Origin of the sequence: Hyunsoonleella pacifica (assembly GCF_004310335.1) — a bacterium.
Lineage (GTDB): Bacteria > Bacteroidota > Bacteroidia > Flavobacteriales > Flavobacteriaceae > Jejuia > Jejuia pacifica.
In genome coordinates, this window is sequence record NZ_SIRS01000002.1 from 391,240 (window position 1) to 408,699 (window position 17,460).

Consider the following 17,460-nt stretch of genomic DNA (forward strand, 5'->3'; position numbering starts at 1 on the left):
TTAAAGTTTTAATGCAAACAGAAATACTTTTGTATATTATATTATCTGGAATTATAGCGCTACTTGTAGCGCTTTTTCAGTATAAGTATAAATCAAAATATAAAGGTAAATTATCCTTAGTTTTTACATTTTTACGTTTTTTAACGGTTTTTGCGTTATTACTATTATTGATAAACCCAAAGTTTACTCAAGTTAAAGTTTATACAGAAACCCCCAATCTCATATTAGCTATAGATAATTCTAATTCGATAGCACACTTAAATCAAGAAGAAGATGCTTTAAAGCTTTTAGAATCATTAAAAAACGATCCTAAATTGAATAAAAATTTTGATTTAGAGATGTTTTCTTTTGATGAAGCACTCAAAAATTCAAAAGCGTTTAATTTTAAGTCGCAAGGAAGTAATATAGATGCAGCATTACGTGAAATTTCAGAAGTTTATAAAAACGATATTGCTCCTATTGTATTAATCTCAGACGGAAACCAAACATTTGGAAATGATTATTCTGTTTCAAATGTGTATTCACAGCCTGTTTACCCAATAATATTAGGAGATACAGTAACTTATACCGATTTAAAAATAAAACAACTTAATGTTAATAAATATGCTTTTTTAAAGAATAAATTTCCTGTTGAAGCTATTTTAGTATATCAGGGTAATAAGCGTATTTCTTCTAGATTTAGTGTGTCATCAAATGGAAGAATAATATTTAGTAAAAAAATAAATTTCTCAAAAGAAAATAATTCAGAAATCATTCAATTTACATTACCAGCTAATAGAGTAGGTATTCGTAGTTATGTTGCAACGCTAGAGCCATTACAAACAGAAAAAAACACTATAAATAATTCAAAGAATTTTGCTGTTGAAGTTATCGATCAAAAAACTAAAATAGCAATAGTAAGCGATATACTTCATCCTGATATTGGTGCATTTAAGAAAAGTATTGAAACTAATGAGCAGCGATCAGTTTCAATTTTAAATCCTTTTGAAATTTTAGATAGAATAAATGAATTTCAGTTAATTATACTATATCAACCAAGCAATAAGTTTAAAAGACTATACCAATCATTGAATACCTTATCGGTAAATACATTTACAGTAATTGGCTCAAAAACCGAACTAGGATTTTTAAATAATACGAACGAAATTTTAACACACGAGAATACTGGGCAAGTTGAAGATTTTCAACCTAGATTAAACCTGAATTTTTCTCCCTTTTTAGTAGAAGATATCAATTTTGAAAGTTTTCCACCACTAAAGGGAGCTTTTGGTGCCTCTAAATTTTCTGTTCCATTTGAAACCTTATTAGATAAAACAGTTTTGGGTATTCAAAAAGAAGAGCCATTGTTGGCAACCCTAGAATATAATGGAAGACGTGAAGCTATACTATTTGGAGAAGGTATTTGGAGATGGCGTGCTCAGAGCTTTATTAATGAAAAATCGTTTTCTAATTTTGATAATTTTATTGGAAAGTTAGTACAGTATTTAGCTTCAAATAAAAGAAAAACAAGATTAACAGTAGACTATGAATCGTTTTATACAGGAAGTGCTAATATCATTTTTAAATCACAAATTTTTGATAAGAACTATGAGTTTGATGCGCGACAGTCTCTTGAATTAATTCTAGAAAACATTATTTCAAAAGAAAAGCAGGTGCTACCTTTTGTACTTAAAAATAATAATTATCAAATAGATTTAACAGGTATAGAGGCTTCAAAATATAATTTTTTAGTACGTTCAAAAAATGAAAATATATCAAAATCTGGAAGCTTTGAAGTGTTAGAATATAATATTGAACAACAATTTTTAAATGCTGATGTAACGAAGTTGCAACAATTAGCTACTAATACAAACGGTAAGGCTTATTTTGTAAATTCAACGGATGCTTTAATTTCAGAATTGCTGTCTAATGAAAGCTATAAGCCTATCCAAAAAAGCGATAAAAATACTGTACCTTTGATTGATTGGAAATACCTATTAGGTTTTTTAGTGTTAACACTATCAGCTGAATGGTTTTTAAGAAAATATAACGGATTAATTTAAATATATAATTATGGAAAAATTACCAAAAATAGCAGTACCTGTAATAGTATTAGTTGTCATTCTATTTGTGCTTATTGCTAAATCTGCAGTAACAATTGGACCTGGAGAAGGCGGAGTGATCTTTGAACGTTTTGGGGATGGTATTAACACTGAAAAAACATATGGAGAAGGTTTTCACATTGTAGCACCATGGAATGATATGTTAATATTTAAAGTTAGACAACAATCTATTTCAGATAAAATGAATGTGCTTTCAGTTGATGGTCTGCAGGTATCCGTTAATGGTACAATATGGTTTGAACCTGAATATGAAAACCTAGGGAGTTTAATAAAAACAAAAGGGAAAGATTTTGTTGTTGAGTTATTAGATCCAGCAATTAATTCAGCGGCAAGGAGTGTTGTAGGGCGTTATACACCAGAACAATTGTATTCAAGTAAACGTGATGTTATAGAACAAGAAATTTTGGAAGAAGTTCGTAAAGAGCTTGAAGGACAGTACTTAAATGTTAAGCGAGTATTAGTTGAGGATGTAACTTTACCACCATCAATTAAAGATGCTATTGAACGAAAACTAAAGCAGGAACAGGAATCTTTAGAATACGAGTTTAGATTAGTAACCGCATCAAAAGAAGCTGAAAAACAGCGTATTGAAGCACAGGGTAAAGCGGATGCAAATCGTATATTAAGTGCTTCTTTAACAGATAAGATTCTTCAAGATAAAGGTATAGAAGCTACAACAAAATTATCAGAATCACCTAATAGTAAAGTAATTGTTATTGGTTCTGGTGATAGTGGATTACCTATCATTTTGGGAAATCAATAATTTATAATCAGGTCTTTTAATTATAATTTTTAAAATTTAATATTTCTTTAAATTATTTTAATAATTATAAATTTAATTTGGAATAATAGAGATAAATTATAGATATTTGCACCAAATAATAGAAATGACTTTTACTCAAACACATCATCATTTTTGCATTTGCTCTCAAGCGAAGTAAAAATGTATTGAGTAAAATCAACATATATTTAAACCCGTTTGAGACTGTTCAAGCGGGTTTTTTAATTTTAATTTAGCTTGGTAGTTTCAAATTCAGAAAAACAAGAAAATGAGTAAATTAAGAATTGCAGTACAGAAATCTGGCAGATTGAACGAAGATTCAATGCGTTTATTAAAAGATATAGGTATCTCTATTGATAATGGAAAAGACCAATTAAAAGCTTCGGCTAAAGGTTTTCCAGTGGAAGTTTTCTACCTGAGAAACGGAGATATTCCTCAGTACTTAAAAGATGGTGTTGTAGATGTGGCTATTATTGGCGAAAACGTACTAATCGAAAAAGGTGATGGTATCGATTTTGTAGAACGTTTAGGCTTTTCTAAATGCAAAGTATCTATAGCTGTTCCCAAAGATTCTAAGGCAAATTCATTAAAGGATCTAAACGGCAAACGTATTGCAACATCCTATCCAGAAACCGTTAAAAAGTTTTTAAAAGCACAAAATATAGAAGCACAATTGCATAAAATTAACGGTTCTGTAGAGATTGCACCTAATATTGGTTTAGCAGAAGGTATTTGCGATATTGTATCAAGTGGAAGTACCTTATTTAAAAACGGTCTAAAAGAAATAGAAGTATTACTAACCTCTGAAGCTGTTTTAGCTGTATCTCCAAAGATGGATAGTGAGCGACAGGCAATTTTAGAAACCATACAGTTTAGAATTCAGTCGGTTTTAAAAGGCAGACAATCAAAATATGTATTGCTAAATGCTCCTAATGATAAACTAGATGCGATTATTAAAGTATTACCAGGTATGAAAAGCCCAACGGTATTACCACTTGCTGAAGAAGGTTGGAGCTCTGTACATTCTGTAATTCCAAAGCACCAGTTTTGGGAAGTTATTGACGAATTAAAGGCTAATGGCGCACAAGGGATACTAGTTTGTCCAATTGAAAAAATGGTACTTTAATTTTTTTTGTCATTCATGCGGAGGCAGGAATCTTGTCAATTTAGTTTTGAAAAAGTCTTATGAAAACAATATTTAATCCAGATAAAAGTGAATGGTCCGAAATTTTAAAAAGACCAACCCAAACCGTTGGAGATATCGAGGATACTGTAAACACAGTATTTGAGGATGTTTCTACAAATAGGGATAGTGCTATTAAGCAATATACTCAAAAGTTTGATGGTGTTTCTTTAGATTCCAATGTGGTAACTTCCGAAGAAATTGAAGAAGCCATTCAATTGGTTTCTGAAAAATTACAAGATGCCATCAAAAAAGCAAAGGGAAATATTGAAGCGTTTCACAATGCTCAAAGAACGTCAAAAATTGAGATAGAAACCGCAAATGGTGTTAAATGCTGGCAAGAAAAGCGTCCCATCCAAAAGGTTGGTTTATACATTCCAGGAGGGACAGCACCATTGTTTTCAACAGTTTTAATGTTGGCAATTCCTGCGCAAATTGCAGGCTGTAAAGAGATTGTATTATGCTCGCCACCCAATAAAGAAGGTAAGTTAGCATCAGAGATTTTGTTTGCTGCACACCTTTGTGGGGTAACCAAAATTATTAAAGTTGGTGGTATTCAAGCCATTGCAGGTTTAACTTTTGGTACACAAAGCATTCCAAAAGTTTACAAAATTTTTGGACCAGGCAATCAATTTGTAACAGTAGCAAAACAAATAGCCACTAAATATGGTGTTGCTATTGATATGCCTGCAGGACCAAGCGAATTGTTGGTGGTAGCAGATAAAACGGCAAATGCAGCGTATGTAGCTTCAGATTTATTGAGTCAAGCAGAACACGGTGTAGACAGTCAAGTTATTTTGGTATCTACATCCAAAGCATTAATTGATAGTGTTTCAGAAGAAGTTTCTAAACAGTTAGAAGCATTGCCAAGAAAAGCCATCGCCGAAAAAGCTATCGCAAATTCAAAATTAATTTATGTTGAAGATGATGCAACAGCCATAGAAATGATTGATGAATATGGTCCTGAACACTATATTATCTGTTGTAAAAACGAAGACCTTTATATTGATAACATAAATAATGCAGGATCAGTTTTTATAGGAGATTATACGCCCGAAAGTGCGGGAGATTATGCCTCTGGAACCAATCATACATTACCCACGAATGGATTTTCTAAAGCCTATTCTGGAGTGAATTTAGATAGCTTTATGAAGAGCATGACATTTCAAAAAATATCTAAAGAAGGTATTTTGAATATTGGCGAAACTATCGAGTTAATGGCAGAAGCAGAAGGCTTACAGGCGCACAAAAATGCTGTGAGCATTCGATTAAAGGATTTGAAACAATGAGTATTCAAGATTTAATAAGACCAACTGTAAAAGCGTTAAAACCATATTCATCAGCAAGAGATGAATATCAAGGTAATAGTGATGCTATGGTGTTTTTGGATGCCAATGAAAACCCGTTTGAAAATGGTGTAAATCGTTATCCAGACCCGCAACAGCGTACTGTAAAATCATTACTTTCAAAAATAAAGTCTATTCCTCAAAAAAATATACTTTTAGGCAATGGTAGCGATGAAGTGCTAGATTTAATTTACCGTGCGTTTTGCGAGCCAAATCAAGACAACATCATTACCTTACCACCAACTTATGGCATGTATAGTGTATTGGCAAATATTAATGCTGTAGCCATAAAACGTGTGCAGTTGGATGAAAATTTTCAACCTAAAGTTGATGCTATTTTAGAGGAAGCAGATTCAAACTCTAAATTATTGTTTTTGTGTTCGCCAAATAATCCTACAGCGAATAGTTTTAAAGCTAAATCAATAGAACGATTAGTAAGAGAATTTAAAGGTATTGTAGTTATTGACGAAGCGTATATCGATTTTTCAAACGAAGAAAGTTGGGCAAGCAGATTGAATGAGTTTCCAAACTTAATCGTCACTCAAACATTATCTAAAGCTTATGGCATGGCGGGAATTCGTTTAGGTATATGTTATGCATCCGAGGAAATTATATCGGTTATAAATCGCATTAAGCCACCATATAATGTTAACGAACTCACGCAACAAAAAGCGATTGCGCAATTAGAGCAAAATGAGTTAACGCAACAGCAAGTAGCATCAATATTAAGCGAGCGCGATATTTTAGTTGAAGAATTAGATGCTATTAGTTTTGTATCAAAAATTTATCCAACCGATGCTAATTTTGTGTTAGCTAAAGTAGATGATGCCACAAAACGTTACAATGAATTGATAGAAAAAGGAATCGTTATTAGAAATAGAACCACACAACCCGGATGCGAAAATTGTTTGCGTTTTACAGTGGGAACTAAGGAAGAAAATGAAGTTTTAATAAAAGCATTAAAAGCGTTAGAATGATTTGTCATTCCGCAGGTGATGTGGAATCCGTATAAATTTGAATAACATAAATAGATTCCTGCCTTCGCAGGAATGACAAAAAAATGAAAAAAGTATTATTTATAGACAGAGACGGCACTTTGGTTTTGGAACCGCCAGTAGATTATCAATTAGATAGTCTTGAAAAATTAGAGTTCTATCCAAAAGTATTTCAATACATGGCGAAAATAGCCAGTGAAATGGATTATGAGTTAGTTATGGTTACCAACCAAGACGGTCTAGGAACAGATAGTTTTCCTGAAGACACCTTTTGGCCTGCTCAGAATAAAATCATTGATGCCTTTAAAAAGGAAGGTGTAGAATTTTCGGCAATACATATTGATAAAACGTTTCCTCATGAAAATGCAGAGACACGTAAACCAAGGACAGGGTTGTTAACGCAATATTTTTCAGAAGACTATGATTTGAAGAATTCGTTTGTATTAGGCGATAGAATTACAGATATGGAGTTGGCCAAAAACCTAGGTGCAAAAGGCATTTATTTGTCTGAAAATCCAGAATTAGGTGCTGATGAGATTGAAAATTCTAAACAAGATATTTTAGATTGCATAGCCTTAACAAGTACTGATTGGGCTGAGATATACGAGTTTTTAAAGCTGAAAGATAGAGTTGAAGAGATAACTCGCAACACCAATGAAACACAGATATATATAAAATTGAATTTAGATGGTTCTGGCAAAAATGATATTGATACTGGTTTGTCGTTTTTCGATCATATGTTAGATCAAATTGGGCGCCACGGTGCTATGGATTTAACCATTAAAGTAGATGGCGATTTAGAAGTTGACGAGCACCATACCATTGAAGATACAATGATTGCTTTGGGCGAATTGTTTAATAAAGCCTTAGGCAACAAATTAGGTATAGAGCGCTATGGTTTTTGTTTGCCTATGGATGATTGTTTAGCGCAAGTAGCTGTCGATTTTGGCGGAAGAAATTGGTTGGAATGGGATGCAGAATTTAAACGTGAAAAAATAGGGGATATGCCAACGGAAATGTTTTTCCACTTATTTAAGTCGTTTACAGATGGTGCGAAATGTAATTTAAACATAAAAGCAGAAGGCACAAACGAACACCATAAAATTGAAGGGATTTTTAAAGCCTTTGCAAAAGCTATGAAAATGGCTGTAAAACGCGATCCTAACAAGATGTTTTTACCAAGTACTAAAGGAATGTTGTAGGCCCCACCCAACCTCCCCGAAGGGGAGGAGAAAAAAATGAAATTAATGAATAACAATATAAATAAGAGTATGAGTTCCTCCCCTTCGGGGAGGCTAGGAGGGGCTTCTGTTGTAATTATTGATTACGGCGCAGGAAATATAAAAAGCATTCAATTTGCTTTTAAGCGGTTAGGGTATGATGCTGTATTATCAAACAACCCAGAAGAAATTAAAGCGGCAGATAAAGTGATATTTCCTGGAGTAGGAGAAGCAAGTTCCGCAATGAAAATGCTAAGAGAAACCGGATTAAACAAGTTAATCCCAACGCTTAAACAACCTGTATTAGGTATTTGTTTAGGCATGCAATTGATGTGTTTGCATACTGAAGAGGGTAATACAGAAGGATTAGGCATTTTTCAAACCAAAGTAAAACGCTTTTCAGATGATGTAAAGGTACCGCAAATGGGATGGAACATTATTAAGGATTTAAAATCCGAATTATTTACCTATATCAAAGAAAACGAATACATGTATTTGGTGCATAGTTATTATGCAGAACATTGTAATGAAACCATTGCTGCTACAGATTATGGCATCAATTATGCGTCGGCATTACAACATGAAAATTTTTATGGCACTCAGTTTCATCCGGAGAAGAGCGGAAATGAAGGTGTTAAAATATTAAAGAACTTTATAAATATGTAGCCTTTAGCAGTTGGCTCTTAGCTTTTTGCTAATGGCCAATAGCTAATTGCCAAAAGCTAGAAAATGAGAATAATTCCAGCAATAGACATCATAGATGGTAAATGTGTAAGATTGTCGAAAGGCGATTATAGCACAAAGAAAATATACAACGAGAATCCACTAGAAATTGCAAAACAATACGAAAATCATGGTATTGAGTATTTGCATTTAGTGGATTTAGATGGTGCTAAAGCAAGTCATATTGTAAATCATAAAGTTTTAGAAACCATTGCAACGAAAACCAATTTAAAAATTGATTTTGGTGGCGGTTTAAAAACTGATGAAGACTTACGCATTGCGTTCGAGTCTGGAGCAGGACAAATAACAGGAGGAAGTATTGCCGTTAAAAAACCAGAGGTTTTTAAAAGTTGGTTATCTAAATTTGGAGCAGACAAAATCATTCTAGGTGCTGATGCTAACAATGAAAAAATTGCCATAAGTGGCTGGCTAGAAGAATCAGATGAAGAGTTGATTCCGTTTGTAAAAAACTATATACAGGAAGGTGTGTCGTACGTAATTTGTACAGATATAGCCAAGGATGGCATGCTAGAAGGGCCTTCGTTTGATTTGTATGAGAAGATGCTAGGGGAGTTAGAAGGCGTTAAATTGATTGCCTCTGGAGGTATTTCAAAATTTGAAGAGCTACCAAGATTAGCTGAATTAGGATGTGAAGGCACCATAATAGGAAAAGCCATTTATGAAAATAAAATTAGTCTAAGACAACTTGAGAGTTATATTCTTAAAAGTAATTAAATAAAGATTTTTATAAGACTGTCATTCCGCACTTGATGCGGAATCCACATCAATAAAGTAATATTAAATAGATTCCTGCCTACGCAGGAATGACAAGATATGTTAACAAAAAGAATAATACCCTGCTTAGACATTAAAAACGGACGTACCGTAAAAGGTGTGAACTTCGTTGATTTACGTGATGCAGGAGACCCTGTGGCATTGGCGAAACAATATGCTGAACAAGGTGCTGATGAATTAGTGTTTCTAGATATTGCCGCTACTTTAGAAAACAGAGGTACTACTTTAGATATGGTACTACGTGTTGCAGAACAGGTTAATATTCCGTTTACTGTAGGTGGTGGTATTTCCAGTGTAGCACATGTAGATGCCTTATTAAAAAATGGCGCAGATAAAGTATCTATTAACTCGTCGGCAGTTAAACGCCCAGAATTAGTCAATGAATTGGCCGACAAGTTTGGTAGCCAATGTGTGGTGGTAGCTATTGATGCTAAAAAGGTAGATGGACATTGGAAAGTGCATTTAGCAGGAGGAACGATTCCAACGGAGATTGATTTGTTTGAATGGGCAAAAGAGGTTGAAGAACGTGGTGCAGGCGAAATATTATTTACCTCAATGAATCACGACGGCACTAAAAACGGTTTTGCAAATAAGGCGTTGGCCAAATTATCGGGTATGTTAAATATTCCAATTATAGCATCTGGTGGTGCAGGAAATGTGCAGCATTTTGCAGACACATTTAAAGAAGGACAATCTGATGCAGCATTGGCAGCCAGTGTGTTTCATTTTGGAGAAATTCCAATTCCAGATTTAAAGAAAGCATTAAAAAAACAAGATATAGAAGTACGCATTTAAAATTATGCGTGCTGTTATTCCGCACTTGATGCGGAATCCATACAAAAGACTAATAACTAATAGATTTCTGCCTTCGCAGGAATGACATAAGATTATGATAATAAAATACGACCAAAACGGACTAGTTCCAGCAATAATACAAGATGCTACAACAAAAAATGTACTAATGTTAGGGTATATGAATGAAGAGTCTTATCAAAAGACATTGGAGACTAAGAAAGTCACTTTTTTCAGTAGAAGTAAGCAGCGTTTATGGACCAAAGGGGAAGAAAGTGGTAACTTTTTAGAGTTGGTGGATATTAAGAACGATTGTGATAAAGATACACTTTTAGTTCGCGCAAATCCTGTAGGTCCAATATGTCACACAGGTACCGATACTTGTTGGCACGAGGAAAATACGCCCAATTACGGCTTCTTTTCTACATTGGAATATGTCATTGCTGAACGTGTTGCTAATAAAGACACCTCTAAATCTTATGTAGCAAGTTTATTTTCAAAAGGCATTAATAAGGTTGCCCAAAAAGTAGGTGAGGAGGCTGTAGAAACAGTAATAGAGGCTATGGATAATAATGATGAGCTATTCTTGTATGAATCTGCAGATTTATTATTTCATTACTTAATGCTATTACAAGCTAAAGGCTTTACACTAAAGGATATTGAAAAAGAATTAAAAGGTAGGCATAAGTAATATTAAAAATCTTTTACTACTTTTAGCGTAAAATAGTACGTAACAACCCCAAAAAGCCTACTATATTATGTTTAAACCTACTACTACCAAATGGTACTTATATTTGTGTATAATTACCTTACTGTCTTCATGTTATAATGATTCGGATGACCCAAAAAATATTACACCTTCATCTTTAAGTAATACCGACTCCAACAACCCTAACCCATTTAATGGTGTTATGGGATCTATAGCCGTTTTACCTTATTCGGAAATTTCTACACGAACATACACAATAGAGTTAGAGCGTTGGGATATACCAAATAACAGATCTGAAGCTGTAAAAACAACTGATAATATGCAAGCAGCAATAGATTGGGCTATTACAGAAGGTTACGGTATTATTCGTTTGCCAGAAGGGCATTACTTAATAGGGAAATATGGTAACGATATTTATCAAGCTGGTATTACATTGGATAATAACGTAGCGTTTTTATTAGATGATGATGCTGTTATAGAAATGGCTCCAAACAATAAATGGAATTACTGTGCCATAGCAGTAAGAAATAAAGTTAACGTCGTCATTTCTGGAGGAACAATATTAGGCGATAGAGACAACCATATTTACACCCCAAGAGCTGATGGCGCTACAGCACATGATGAAGGGCATTTAATTTGTATTGAAGGCGAAAGTCAGTTTGTTACTGTAGAAAATGTAATACTAGGTAAAGCTAATGGCGATGGAATTTTAATGGTTGGAAATAAGAAGGGCGAAGCTCAAAATTTAAAACATATTACTATCAGGAGGAATAACTTTTCAGATAATAGAAGACAAGGTGTTTCTCTTGTTGGAAGTGCAGATGTATTAATAGAATTTAACGAAATTCATCATACCAGTGGCACATCGCCTCAGTTTGGTATAGACATAGAAGGAGCAGGCAGAACAAATAAAGATATTGCTATTAGAAACAATTATTTTCACAATAATAGAGGTGGCGATATTGTGAATACGGATGGTAAAAATGTACTAGTAGAACATAATATTTTGTTACAAGGTAATGACAGCGAATATATAGATGGTCCAGTGGTCTACTGGAAAAATGCAGATTGGACCATAAGGCATAATAACATAACTATGCGCACAGTTTCTGTGAATAACTGGAATGGAATTTTAATGTATTCAAACGACAATCCAAAAACCAATCCAGCAACAACTTACATACATGATAATACATTAAATAATTGCGGCATGTATATGTATAAAGGAGCAGACTTGGAGATTTACAATAACTATATGAACCATGGGCATTTGGCGTTTAAGGAAATGCTCAATTTAACCTTAACCAATAACCATGTAGATCATGATAACAAATGTTGGGCTTACCGCTTTTTAGAAGTTAGCGGTAATGCCTCTGGAAATACTTACAATGGAGAAGCATTTGATATCCCTTTAGTTACAGATGCAACATGGGATGGTTGTTGGATAAGGTAAAACTCTATAATTAATTATGATAACCAGCCGTTAGCTTCAGATTTTCTGGCAAACCAAGTAAAGATAAAAGCAAATACTATTATCATTATGGTCATGACTATACTTGAAGCATAACCATTTATCAAAGCATATCCCATTTGAACTAATACCGCTAAAAGGGATAAGTACCAAAGTTTAACAGACCACGATTTTCTGAGTAATAAACCAATAGCAGCTAAAGCACCAGCAAAAACTGCAATAGCAAAAGCAGCGGTAACCCATGCTGGCATATTTGCATCAATTTCAAGTTGTTCTGGTGTGTACATAGCGCGGTAACTTTCTGTATTATAGGCTTGTTCTAAATAAGCTTTTACACCCATGCCATTCCAGATAAGTGCAATAATACTAACAATCCAAAACCAAATTGGTGGTTTGTTTGATGTAGAATTCGACATAATTTTAAAGTATTTAGTAAGTAAATTGATATACAATTTATAAATTTTTTGTCACAGTAGATTATATAGACTAATTTTCGTCCTTCGTTTTATTGTTATGAAAAAGTACTTTTACCTTATTAAAATCCAATATTTAGGCTATCGTTTTCATGGTTGGCAAAAACAGCCCAACCTAAAAACCTTGCACCTTATGGTGGATAGAACATTTAATTATATTTTAGAAGGAAAGTATTTTAAAACACTAACTTCTGGTAGAACTGATGCCATGGTTTCTGCTGAAAGTGCTGCGTTTGAGTTGTTTTTAAAAGAGCCCATAGCCGATGAAACTGCGTTTTTAGAACTGTTTAATTACAATTTACCACAAGATATTAGAGCTTTAAGCATAAAGGAGGTTGATGCAGAATTTAATATTATTCAACACTCTAAAATTAAAGAATACCTGTATTTGTTTACTTATGGAGAAAAGTGTCACCCCTTTTGCGCACCAATAATGACGACTATTTTAGATGATTTAGATATAGACATTATGAAACAAGGCGCTAAACTGTTTGAAGGTAAAAACTACCTATGGTCTTACTGCTATAAACCTACCGAAAATGGTGTTTACACTCGTAATATTCTACAATGCGAGTTGGTTGAAAATGATATATATACCGCTAATTATTTTCCTGAAAAAACATATTTGTTAAGGGTAAAAGGCAAGGGTTTTATGCGAAATCAAATTCGTTTAATGATGGGCACCTTGATCGATTTAGGTAAAGGGAAATTAACTTTAAAAGATATTGAGGATAGTTTTGTTCCTGATAGTAAAGTGAAGATGGATTATATCGCACCTGCTTCTGGGTTAATTTTGAATTCTATAGAGTTTGAGTAGAAGTTACGAAGTCTCCTTAAATCTGTTCAAGGAGGAGAAACTTTTGCTGTTGAGATTTATGTTTTCCTTCTTGTTCATTTTGCCTTGATGCAAAACGAACCAAAAAATCAAGTTCAAGCCGAGGAATTTTTCAGTCTAAAAACTGAAAACCGATTCGAAAACTCCGCGTCGAACTTTCGTTCTCTTGCTCTCGGAGCTTTTCTTCATCTATTCTGCGTCTTGACGTTCAATTCTGCGAATTGATGCGGGTGTTGACTTACTTGTTGATTTTTTTATTAGATAAGAGTAGTGTTCCTCCCCTTTGGGGAGGTTAGGAGGGCTTCCGTTTGAGTGGGTTGCGTTAGAGATAGTAGTGGCATCCTTTTGCTTTTTTGTGTTTTGCACGAGTTTTGGAAGCTAGAATTAGATTAGTGATAGATTCCTGCCTTCGCAGGAATGACAGAAAGCAAAAGATATAACGGATAGCCCGACCCTTGTGGTAGCGCCCAAATATTTAAACAAGGTATTCTCTTAAAACCCTTTAACATCTTCATTTTTATTTAACATAATTTAAGTTAAATATTTCTTAATGCCGTTAAAACCTGTTAAACCGCTTGACAAAATTGCTATTGCCCATATATTGAAAGTGAGTTTAACTTAAAAAACAAAAATATATTATGAGCTATTTAAACATGAATGAAGAAGAATTAATGCCTGTGGTAGTGGAATTGAATGTTTTATTAGCTGACTACCACGTGTATTATCAAAAATTAAGAAGTAAGCATTGGAACATTATCGGAAAGAATTTTTTCGATTTGCATGAGCAGTTTGAAACCATGTATAACGATGCAAAAGTTAAAATTGATGAAATTGCAGAACGTATTTTAACATTGCGTTTTCATCCGATGAGTAAGTTGGAGGACTATTTAAAGACTTCAGCTATTTTGGAAGAGGCGCCATTAAAGGAAGATCAGGATATGGTTGTAGATACATTAAACGATCATAAATTGTTACTGGCACAAATGAGTAAGGTTATTGAAAAGGCCGAAGCTATTAGTGATGAAGGTACGATTGACTTGATGGGAGCTTACATTAGAGAACTAGAAAAAACAAGTTGGATGCTAAATGCATGGACCAAAAAAACGTCGGAAAATTTAAAGGAAAGTATTGTTGAAGCGTAATAGAATTTATAGACGCTATTGCATAAAACAATATTAACCTTAAAAATTTAAAGACTATGGAAAGTACAATGTCTACGGCATTTGATAACTTATTGGATAAACTACAAGGCTGGGTAAGTGCCGTAATAGAAAACATACCAAATTTAATTCTGGCCATTTTGGTAATGACAGCCGCTTATTTTGTAGCCAGATACACGAGAAAATTAGTTTTAAAGCTAGTTAATAACAGAGTACCTCAAAAATCTATCGCCAATATTATTGCTAAAATTTCGGCAGTAGTTGTAGTAGCAGCGGGACTATTTTTAGCCTTGGGAATTATGAACCTAAGTAAAATGCTAACCTCCTTATTGGCAGGTGCCGGTGTTGCAGGTTTAGCTATTGGTTTAGCATTGCAAGGTACATTATCTAATACCTTTGCTGGTGTAGTAATTTCGTTTAGAAAACGCATACAATTAGGTAATTGGGTGGAAACCAATGGCTTCTCTGGCGAAGTTGTTGATGTAAACTTAAAGGAGTTTGTTTTAAAAGAAGCAGACAATAACTTGGTAATCATTCCTAATAAAATGATATTAGAAAACCCATTAAAAAATTACTCATTAACTACCCGTATGCGCGTTGTTTTAGAGTGTGGTGTTGGGTATGAATCTGATTTAGAAGAGGTAGAACGCTTAACAAAAGAGACTATTGCTAATAAATTTGACCAAGTTGATGATGCTGATGATGTCGAGTTTTATTATACTGAGTTTGGAGGCAGTTCTATAAACTATATGTGTAGATTCTGGATTGATGCCGAGAGTATGTTAGAAAGACTAAAGGCAAAAACCACAGCTATTATTGAGATTAAAAAAGCTTATGATAAAGCAGGAATTAATATTCCATTTCCAATTCGAACACTTCAGTTTGATAATAAGCTAGCGCTAGACGCATCTACCCGAAATAAAGAATTCTCAAGTAATTAATTAGAGTAAAAAAGTTAATATTAATATGCGTTAATAAACGATGTATTAAAGTTAACAGGTGCAAAATATCTGAGTGATATTTGCATGTATACTTCTGAGAGTCAGAAGTTTTATATATACTAACTTTTAAATCATTATTAAATGTTGCGTTGGACAATAACATTCATAATAATCGCTTTAATCGCCGGAGTACTAGGTTTTGGAGGTATTGCAGGAGCATCAGCTGGAATAGCTAAAATATGTTTCTATATTTTCATCATACTATTTATAGTCTCTTTGATTAAGGGATTAGTGAAGAAATAAAAATTAATTAACCTTTAAAATTTAAAAATCATGAAAAAAATCATATTAACATTAGCCTTACTATTTACAATATCAACTGTATTTACAGGCTGTAGAGAAAAGAAAACAGAAGATAAAATTGAAGAAGCTTTAGAAGAAGTAAAAGATGAAGCTGGAGATGCTGTTGAAGAGATTGAAGACGAAATTGATGATGCTACGCATTAACTAACAGCCCACTCTAGCAGATATTAAAGAAAAGATTAACAAAATTAAAAACCACAAAAATGAAAAATTACATATATATAATGGCTTTATTAATTTGTGTACCAATAATGGCACAAGAAAAGCCAACAGAAATTAAGAAAGAAACTAAAGTAAAGGAAGTGAAGTATACTGATGGTGACAAAACCAAAGAAGGAAAAATAAAAGTAGTTACCAAAGAAACTTCAAAAGTAAAGCTTGATGCTGATGATAAGTACAAGTTAAATCAAGATAGAGTTCCTACTGACAAAAAGGTAACAACTACGATAATGATTGATAACGATGCAGACAAAGCTTATGATGTTTTAACTTCTGAAACCTATTACATAAGTGCAGATAAGGATTATAAATTCAGTCCGAATACTTCTGGGTTTATGATGGCATTGGCGAATGATAAAAATGAGTTTGTAGAAATAGGAAAAGCGTGGAATACCCACAGTCCAGGAAGTTACATTATTAAAGGCGAAACCTTTAACGGTATTGGTTATTTTGATAAAGACGGTAGTTTTATTGTAGAATACTATGATGAAGATTCAGAAAGTATAAAAACCATAACGTATAACGAAAAGGAAGACGCCATGTAATCACACATAGTGTTAAGATAAGTAATAAGTCTCGGGGAAACTCGAGACTTTTTGTATTTTAGGAGTCTTTAAATTTAATATGTAATATGAGCCTAACCGTACCAAAATCCGTATTTACTTTTTTTAAAAAACTAGAGAAAAACAATAATAGAGACTGGTTTAACGAAAATAAACCAGAGTTTAAAGCGATAGAAGCCGAGGTAAAGCAGTTTTATAATGCGATTTTCGATAACCTAAACAAGCATGACGAGATTGATAAACTCAAGATTTTTAGAATTTATCGTGATGTACGTTTTTCAAAAAACAAGTTGCCCTATAAAACTCATTTTGGTGGCTCGTTTCATAGAACAAAACCGCGGTTACGAGGTGGTTACTATTTACATATTCAGCCCAATAACGAAAGTTTTATTGCTACAGGCTTTTGGGAACCAGCCAAAGAAGATTTACTAAGAATACGAAAAGAATTTGAAATGGACGATGCTGAAATACGTGAAATTCTTGCAAATAAAAACTTTAATTCAATTTGGGGAGATAGCTTTATAGGAGACGAAGTAAAAACGGCACCTAAAGGGTTTAATAAGGAGCATAAAGCGATTGACCTGATTAAAAAGAAACAATATATCTTCACAAAAAAATACACGGACAAAGAGGTTTTAGATGCAGGGTTTTTAAATGAAATAGATAAAGCTTTTAAAGCCATTCGCCCATTTTTTGATTATATGAGTGATGTATTGACTACGGATTTGAATGGAGTATCTTTGATTTAAAACGTGTTTACGCTTTATCAATGCTAATAAGTCAAATCAC

20 protein-coding genes are annotated in these 17,460 nt (G+C 33.4%); 18 read left to right on the forward strand and 2 right to left on the reverse strand.

Annotated elements, in window-relative coordinates; genetic code table 11:
* Window positions 1-11: 11 nt before the first annotated feature.
* From EYD46_RS05120 to EYD46_RS05170, 11 genes are all read left to right on the forward strand, one after another.
* Window positions 12-2,042 (forward strand): VWA domain-containing protein, encoded by a 2,031-nt coding sequence (locus EYD46_RS05120; protein ID WP_130935990.1) that lies wholly within the window; start codon window positions 12-14, stop codon window positions 2,040-2,042.
* Between the two features lie 10 nt (window positions 2,043-2,052).
* Complete coding sequence (locus EYD46_RS05125) at window positions 2,053-2,865, forward strand: prohibitin family protein (protein ID WP_130935991.1); 813 nt, start codon at window positions 2,053-2,055, stop codon at window positions 2,863-2,865.
* A 286-nt stretch (window positions 2,866-3,151) separates the two neighbouring features.
* Window positions 3,152-4,009, forward strand: coding sequence for an ATP phosphoribosyltransferase (gene hisG / locus EYD46_RS05130; RefSeq protein WP_130935992.1), 858 nt, complete (start codon window positions 3,152-3,154; stop codon window positions 4,007-4,009).
* 59 nt (window positions 4,010-4,068) lie between these two features.
* Window positions 4,069-5,355: a histidinol dehydrogenase gene (gene hisD / locus EYD46_RS05135; RefSeq protein WP_130935993.1), complete on the forward strand. Its 1,287-nt coding sequence runs from the start codon at window positions 4,069-4,071 to the stop codon at window positions 5,353-5,355.
* Window positions 5,352-6,389, forward strand: a complete 1,038-nt coding sequence (hisC, locus tag EYD46_RS05140) for a histidinol-phosphate transaminase (protein ID WP_130935994.1) — start codon at window positions 5,352-5,354, stop codon at window positions 6,387-6,389. The genes hisD and hisC overlap by 4 nt, the downstream gene beginning before the upstream one ends.
* Window positions 6,390-6,472: 83 nt before the next feature.
* On the forward strand, window positions 6,473-7,609 hold the full coding sequence (hisB, locus tag EYD46_RS05145) for a bifunctional histidinol-phosphatase/imidazoleglycerol-phosphate dehydratase HisB (protein WP_130935995.1): 1,137 nt from the start codon (window positions 6,473-6,475) through the stop codon (window positions 7,607-7,609).
* A 69-nt stretch (window positions 7,610-7,678) separates the two neighbouring features.
* On the forward strand, window positions 7,679-8,293 hold the full coding sequence (hisH, locus tag EYD46_RS05150) for an imidazole glycerol phosphate synthase subunit HisH (protein ID WP_130936239.1): 615 nt from the start codon (window positions 7,679-7,681) through the stop codon (window positions 8,291-8,293).
* A gap of 63 nt (window positions 8,294-8,356) precedes the next feature.
* Entirely contained in the window at window positions 8,357-9,085 is a 729-nt protein-coding gene (gene hisA / locus EYD46_RS05155) for a 1-(5-phosphoribosyl)-5-[(5-phosphoribosylamino)methylideneamino]imidazole-4-carboxamide isomerase (protein WP_130935996.1), read from the forward strand.
* Between the two features lie 99 nt (window positions 9,086-9,184).
* Window positions 9,185-9,940: an imidazole glycerol phosphate synthase subunit HisF gene (gene hisF / locus EYD46_RS05160; protein WP_130935997.1), complete on the forward strand. Its 756-nt coding sequence runs from the start codon at window positions 9,185-9,187 to the stop codon at window positions 9,938-9,940.
* Window positions 9,941-10,034: 94 nt separating this feature from the next.
* Complete coding sequence (gene hisIE / locus EYD46_RS05165) at window positions 10,035-10,628, forward strand: bifunctional phosphoribosyl-AMP cyclohydrolase/phosphoribosyl-ATP diphosphatase HisIE (protein ID WP_130935998.1); 594 nt, start codon at window positions 10,035-10,037, stop codon at window positions 10,626-10,628.
* A gap of 67 nt (window positions 10,629-10,695) precedes the next feature.
* Window positions 10,696-12,099, forward strand: coding sequence for a right-handed parallel beta-helix repeat-containing protein (locus EYD46_RS05170; protein ID WP_130935999.1), 1,404 nt, complete (start codon window positions 10,696-10,698; stop codon window positions 12,097-12,099).
* 14 nt (window positions 12,100-12,113) lie between these two features.
* On the opposite strand, the gene EYD46_RS05175 is transcribed toward EYD46_RS05170, so the two are convergent.
* On the reverse strand, window positions 12,114-12,533 hold the full coding sequence (locus EYD46_RS05175; RefSeq protein ID WP_130936000.1) for a hypothetical protein: 420 nt from the start codon (window positions 12,531-12,533) through the stop codon (window positions 12,114-12,116).
* Between the two features lie 97 nt (window positions 12,534-12,630).
* On the opposite strand from EYD46_RS05175, the gene EYD46_RS05180 reads away from it, so the two are divergent.
* Window positions 12,631-13,407: a tRNA pseudouridine synthase A gene (locus EYD46_RS05180; protein ID WP_130936001.1), complete on the forward strand. Its 777-nt coding sequence runs from the start codon at window positions 12,631-12,633 to the stop codon at window positions 13,405-13,407.
* A 207-nt stretch (window positions 13,408-13,614) separates the two neighbouring features.
* Here EYD46_RS05180 and EYD46_RS17710 read toward each other — a convergent pair whose 3' ends face one another.
* Window positions 13,615-13,791, reverse strand: coding sequence for a hypothetical protein (locus EYD46_RS17710; protein ID WP_165454342.1), 177 nt, complete (start codon window positions 13,789-13,791; stop codon window positions 13,615-13,617).
* 272 nt (window positions 13,792-14,063) lie between these two features.
* On the opposite strand from EYD46_RS17710, the gene EYD46_RS05185 reads away from it, so the two are divergent.
* The 6 genes from EYD46_RS05185 to EYD46_RS05205 all read left to right on the forward strand — a co-directional run bounded on the left by EYD46_RS05185 (window position 14,064) and on the right by EYD46_RS05205 (window position 17,420).
* Complete coding sequence (locus EYD46_RS05185; RefSeq protein WP_130936002.1) at window positions 14,064-14,567, forward strand: Dps family protein; 504 nt, start codon at window positions 14,064-14,066, stop codon at window positions 14,565-14,567.
* 56 nt (window positions 14,568-14,623) lie between these two features.
* On the forward strand, window positions 14,624-15,526 hold the full coding sequence (locus EYD46_RS05190) for a mechanosensitive ion channel family protein (protein WP_130936003.1): 903 nt from the start codon (window positions 14,624-14,626) through the stop codon (window positions 15,524-15,526).
* 141 nt (window positions 15,527-15,667) lie between these two features.
* Window positions 15,668-15,829, forward strand: coding sequence for a DUF1328 domain-containing protein (locus tag EYD46_RS05195; RefSeq protein WP_130936004.1), 162 nt, complete (start codon window positions 15,668-15,670; stop codon window positions 15,827-15,829).
* Between the two features lie 30 nt (window positions 15,830-15,859).
* Window positions 15,860-16,033 carry a hypothetical protein gene (locus EYD46_RS17715; protein WP_165454343.1) on the forward strand — a complete coding sequence of 58 codons (174 nt, stop codon included), beginning with the start codon at window positions 15,860-15,862 and terminating at the stop codon, window positions 16,031-16,033.
* A gap of 59 nt (window positions 16,034-16,092) precedes the next feature.
* On the forward strand, window positions 16,093-16,653 hold the full coding sequence (locus tag EYD46_RS05200; RefSeq protein ID WP_130936005.1) for a hypothetical protein: 561 nt from the start codon (window positions 16,093-16,095) through the stop codon (window positions 16,651-16,653).
* Window positions 16,654-16,739: 86 nt separating this feature from the next.
* Window positions 16,740-17,420 (forward strand): DUF2461 domain-containing protein, encoded by a 681-nt coding sequence (locus tag EYD46_RS05205; protein ID WP_130936006.1) that lies wholly within the window; start codon window positions 16,740-16,742, stop codon window positions 17,418-17,420.
* The last annotated feature ends 40 nt before the right edge of the window (window positions 17,421-17,460 follow it).

Coding starts and splice junctions, on each gene's coding strand:
- hisD (WP_130935993.1), top strand. CDS start 4,069: ATGAAAACAATATTTAATCCAGATAAAAGTGAATGGTCCGAAATTTTA.
- EYD46_RS05200 (WP_130936005.1), top strand. CDS start 16,093: ATGAAAAATTACATATATATAATGGCTTTATTAATTTGTGTACCAATA.
- hisH (WP_130936239.1), top strand. CDS start 7,679: ATGAGTTCCTCCCCTTCGGGGAGGCTAGGAGGGGCTTCTGTTGTAATT.
- hisIE (WP_130935998.1), top strand. CDS start 10,035: ATGATAATAAAATACGACCAAAACGGACTAGTTCCAGCAATAATACAA.
- hisB (WP_130935995.1), top strand. CDS start 6,473: ATGAAAAAAGTATTATTTATAGACAGAGACGGCACTTTGGTTTTGGAA.
- EYD46_RS05205 (WP_130936006.1), top strand. CDS start 16,740: ATGAGCCTAACCGTACCAAAATCCGTATTTACTTTTTTTAAAAAACTA.
- EYD46_RS05175 (WP_130936000.1), bottom strand. CDS start 12,533: ATGTCGAATTCTACATCAAACAAACCACCAATTTGGTTTTGGATTGTT.
- EYD46_RS05125 (WP_130935991.1), top strand. CDS start 2,053: ATGGAAAAATTACCAAAAATAGCAGTACCTGTAATAGTATTAGTTGTC.
- EYD46_RS05170 (WP_130935999.1), top strand. CDS start 10,696: ATGTTTAAACCTACTACTACCAAATGGTACTTATATTTGTGTATAATT.
- EYD46_RS17715 (WP_165454343.1), top strand. CDS start 15,860: ATGAAAAAAATCATATTAACATTAGCCTTACTATTTACAATATCAACT.
- hisC (WP_130935994.1), top strand. CDS start 5,352: ATGAGTATTCAAGATTTAATAAGACCAACTGTAAAAGCGTTAAAACCA.
- EYD46_RS05120 (WP_130935990.1), top strand. CDS start 12: ATGCAAACAGAAATACTTTTGTATATTATATTATCTGGAATTATAGCG.
- EYD46_RS05180 (WP_130936001.1), top strand. CDS start 12,631: ATGAAAAAGTACTTTTACCTTATTAAAATCCAATATTTAGGCTATCGT.
- EYD46_RS05185 (WP_130936002.1), top strand. CDS start 14,064: ATGAGCTATTTAAACATGAATGAAGAAGAATTAATGCCTGTGGTAGTG.
- EYD46_RS05195 (WP_130936004.1), top strand. CDS start 15,668: ATGTTGCGTTGGACAATAACATTCATAATAATCGCTTTAATCGCCGGA.
- hisA (WP_130935996.1), top strand. CDS start 8,357: ATGAGAATAATTCCAGCAATAGACATCATAGATGGTAAATGTGTAAGA.
- hisG (WP_130935992.1), top strand. CDS start 3,152: ATGAGTAAATTAAGAATTGCAGTACAGAAATCTGGCAGATTGAACGAA.
- hisF (WP_130935997.1), top strand. CDS start 9,185: ATGTTAACAAAAAGAATAATACCCTGCTTAGACATTAAAAACGGACGT.
- EYD46_RS05190 (WP_130936003.1), top strand. CDS start 14,624: ATGGAAAGTACAATGTCTACGGCATTTGATAACTTATTGGATAAACTA.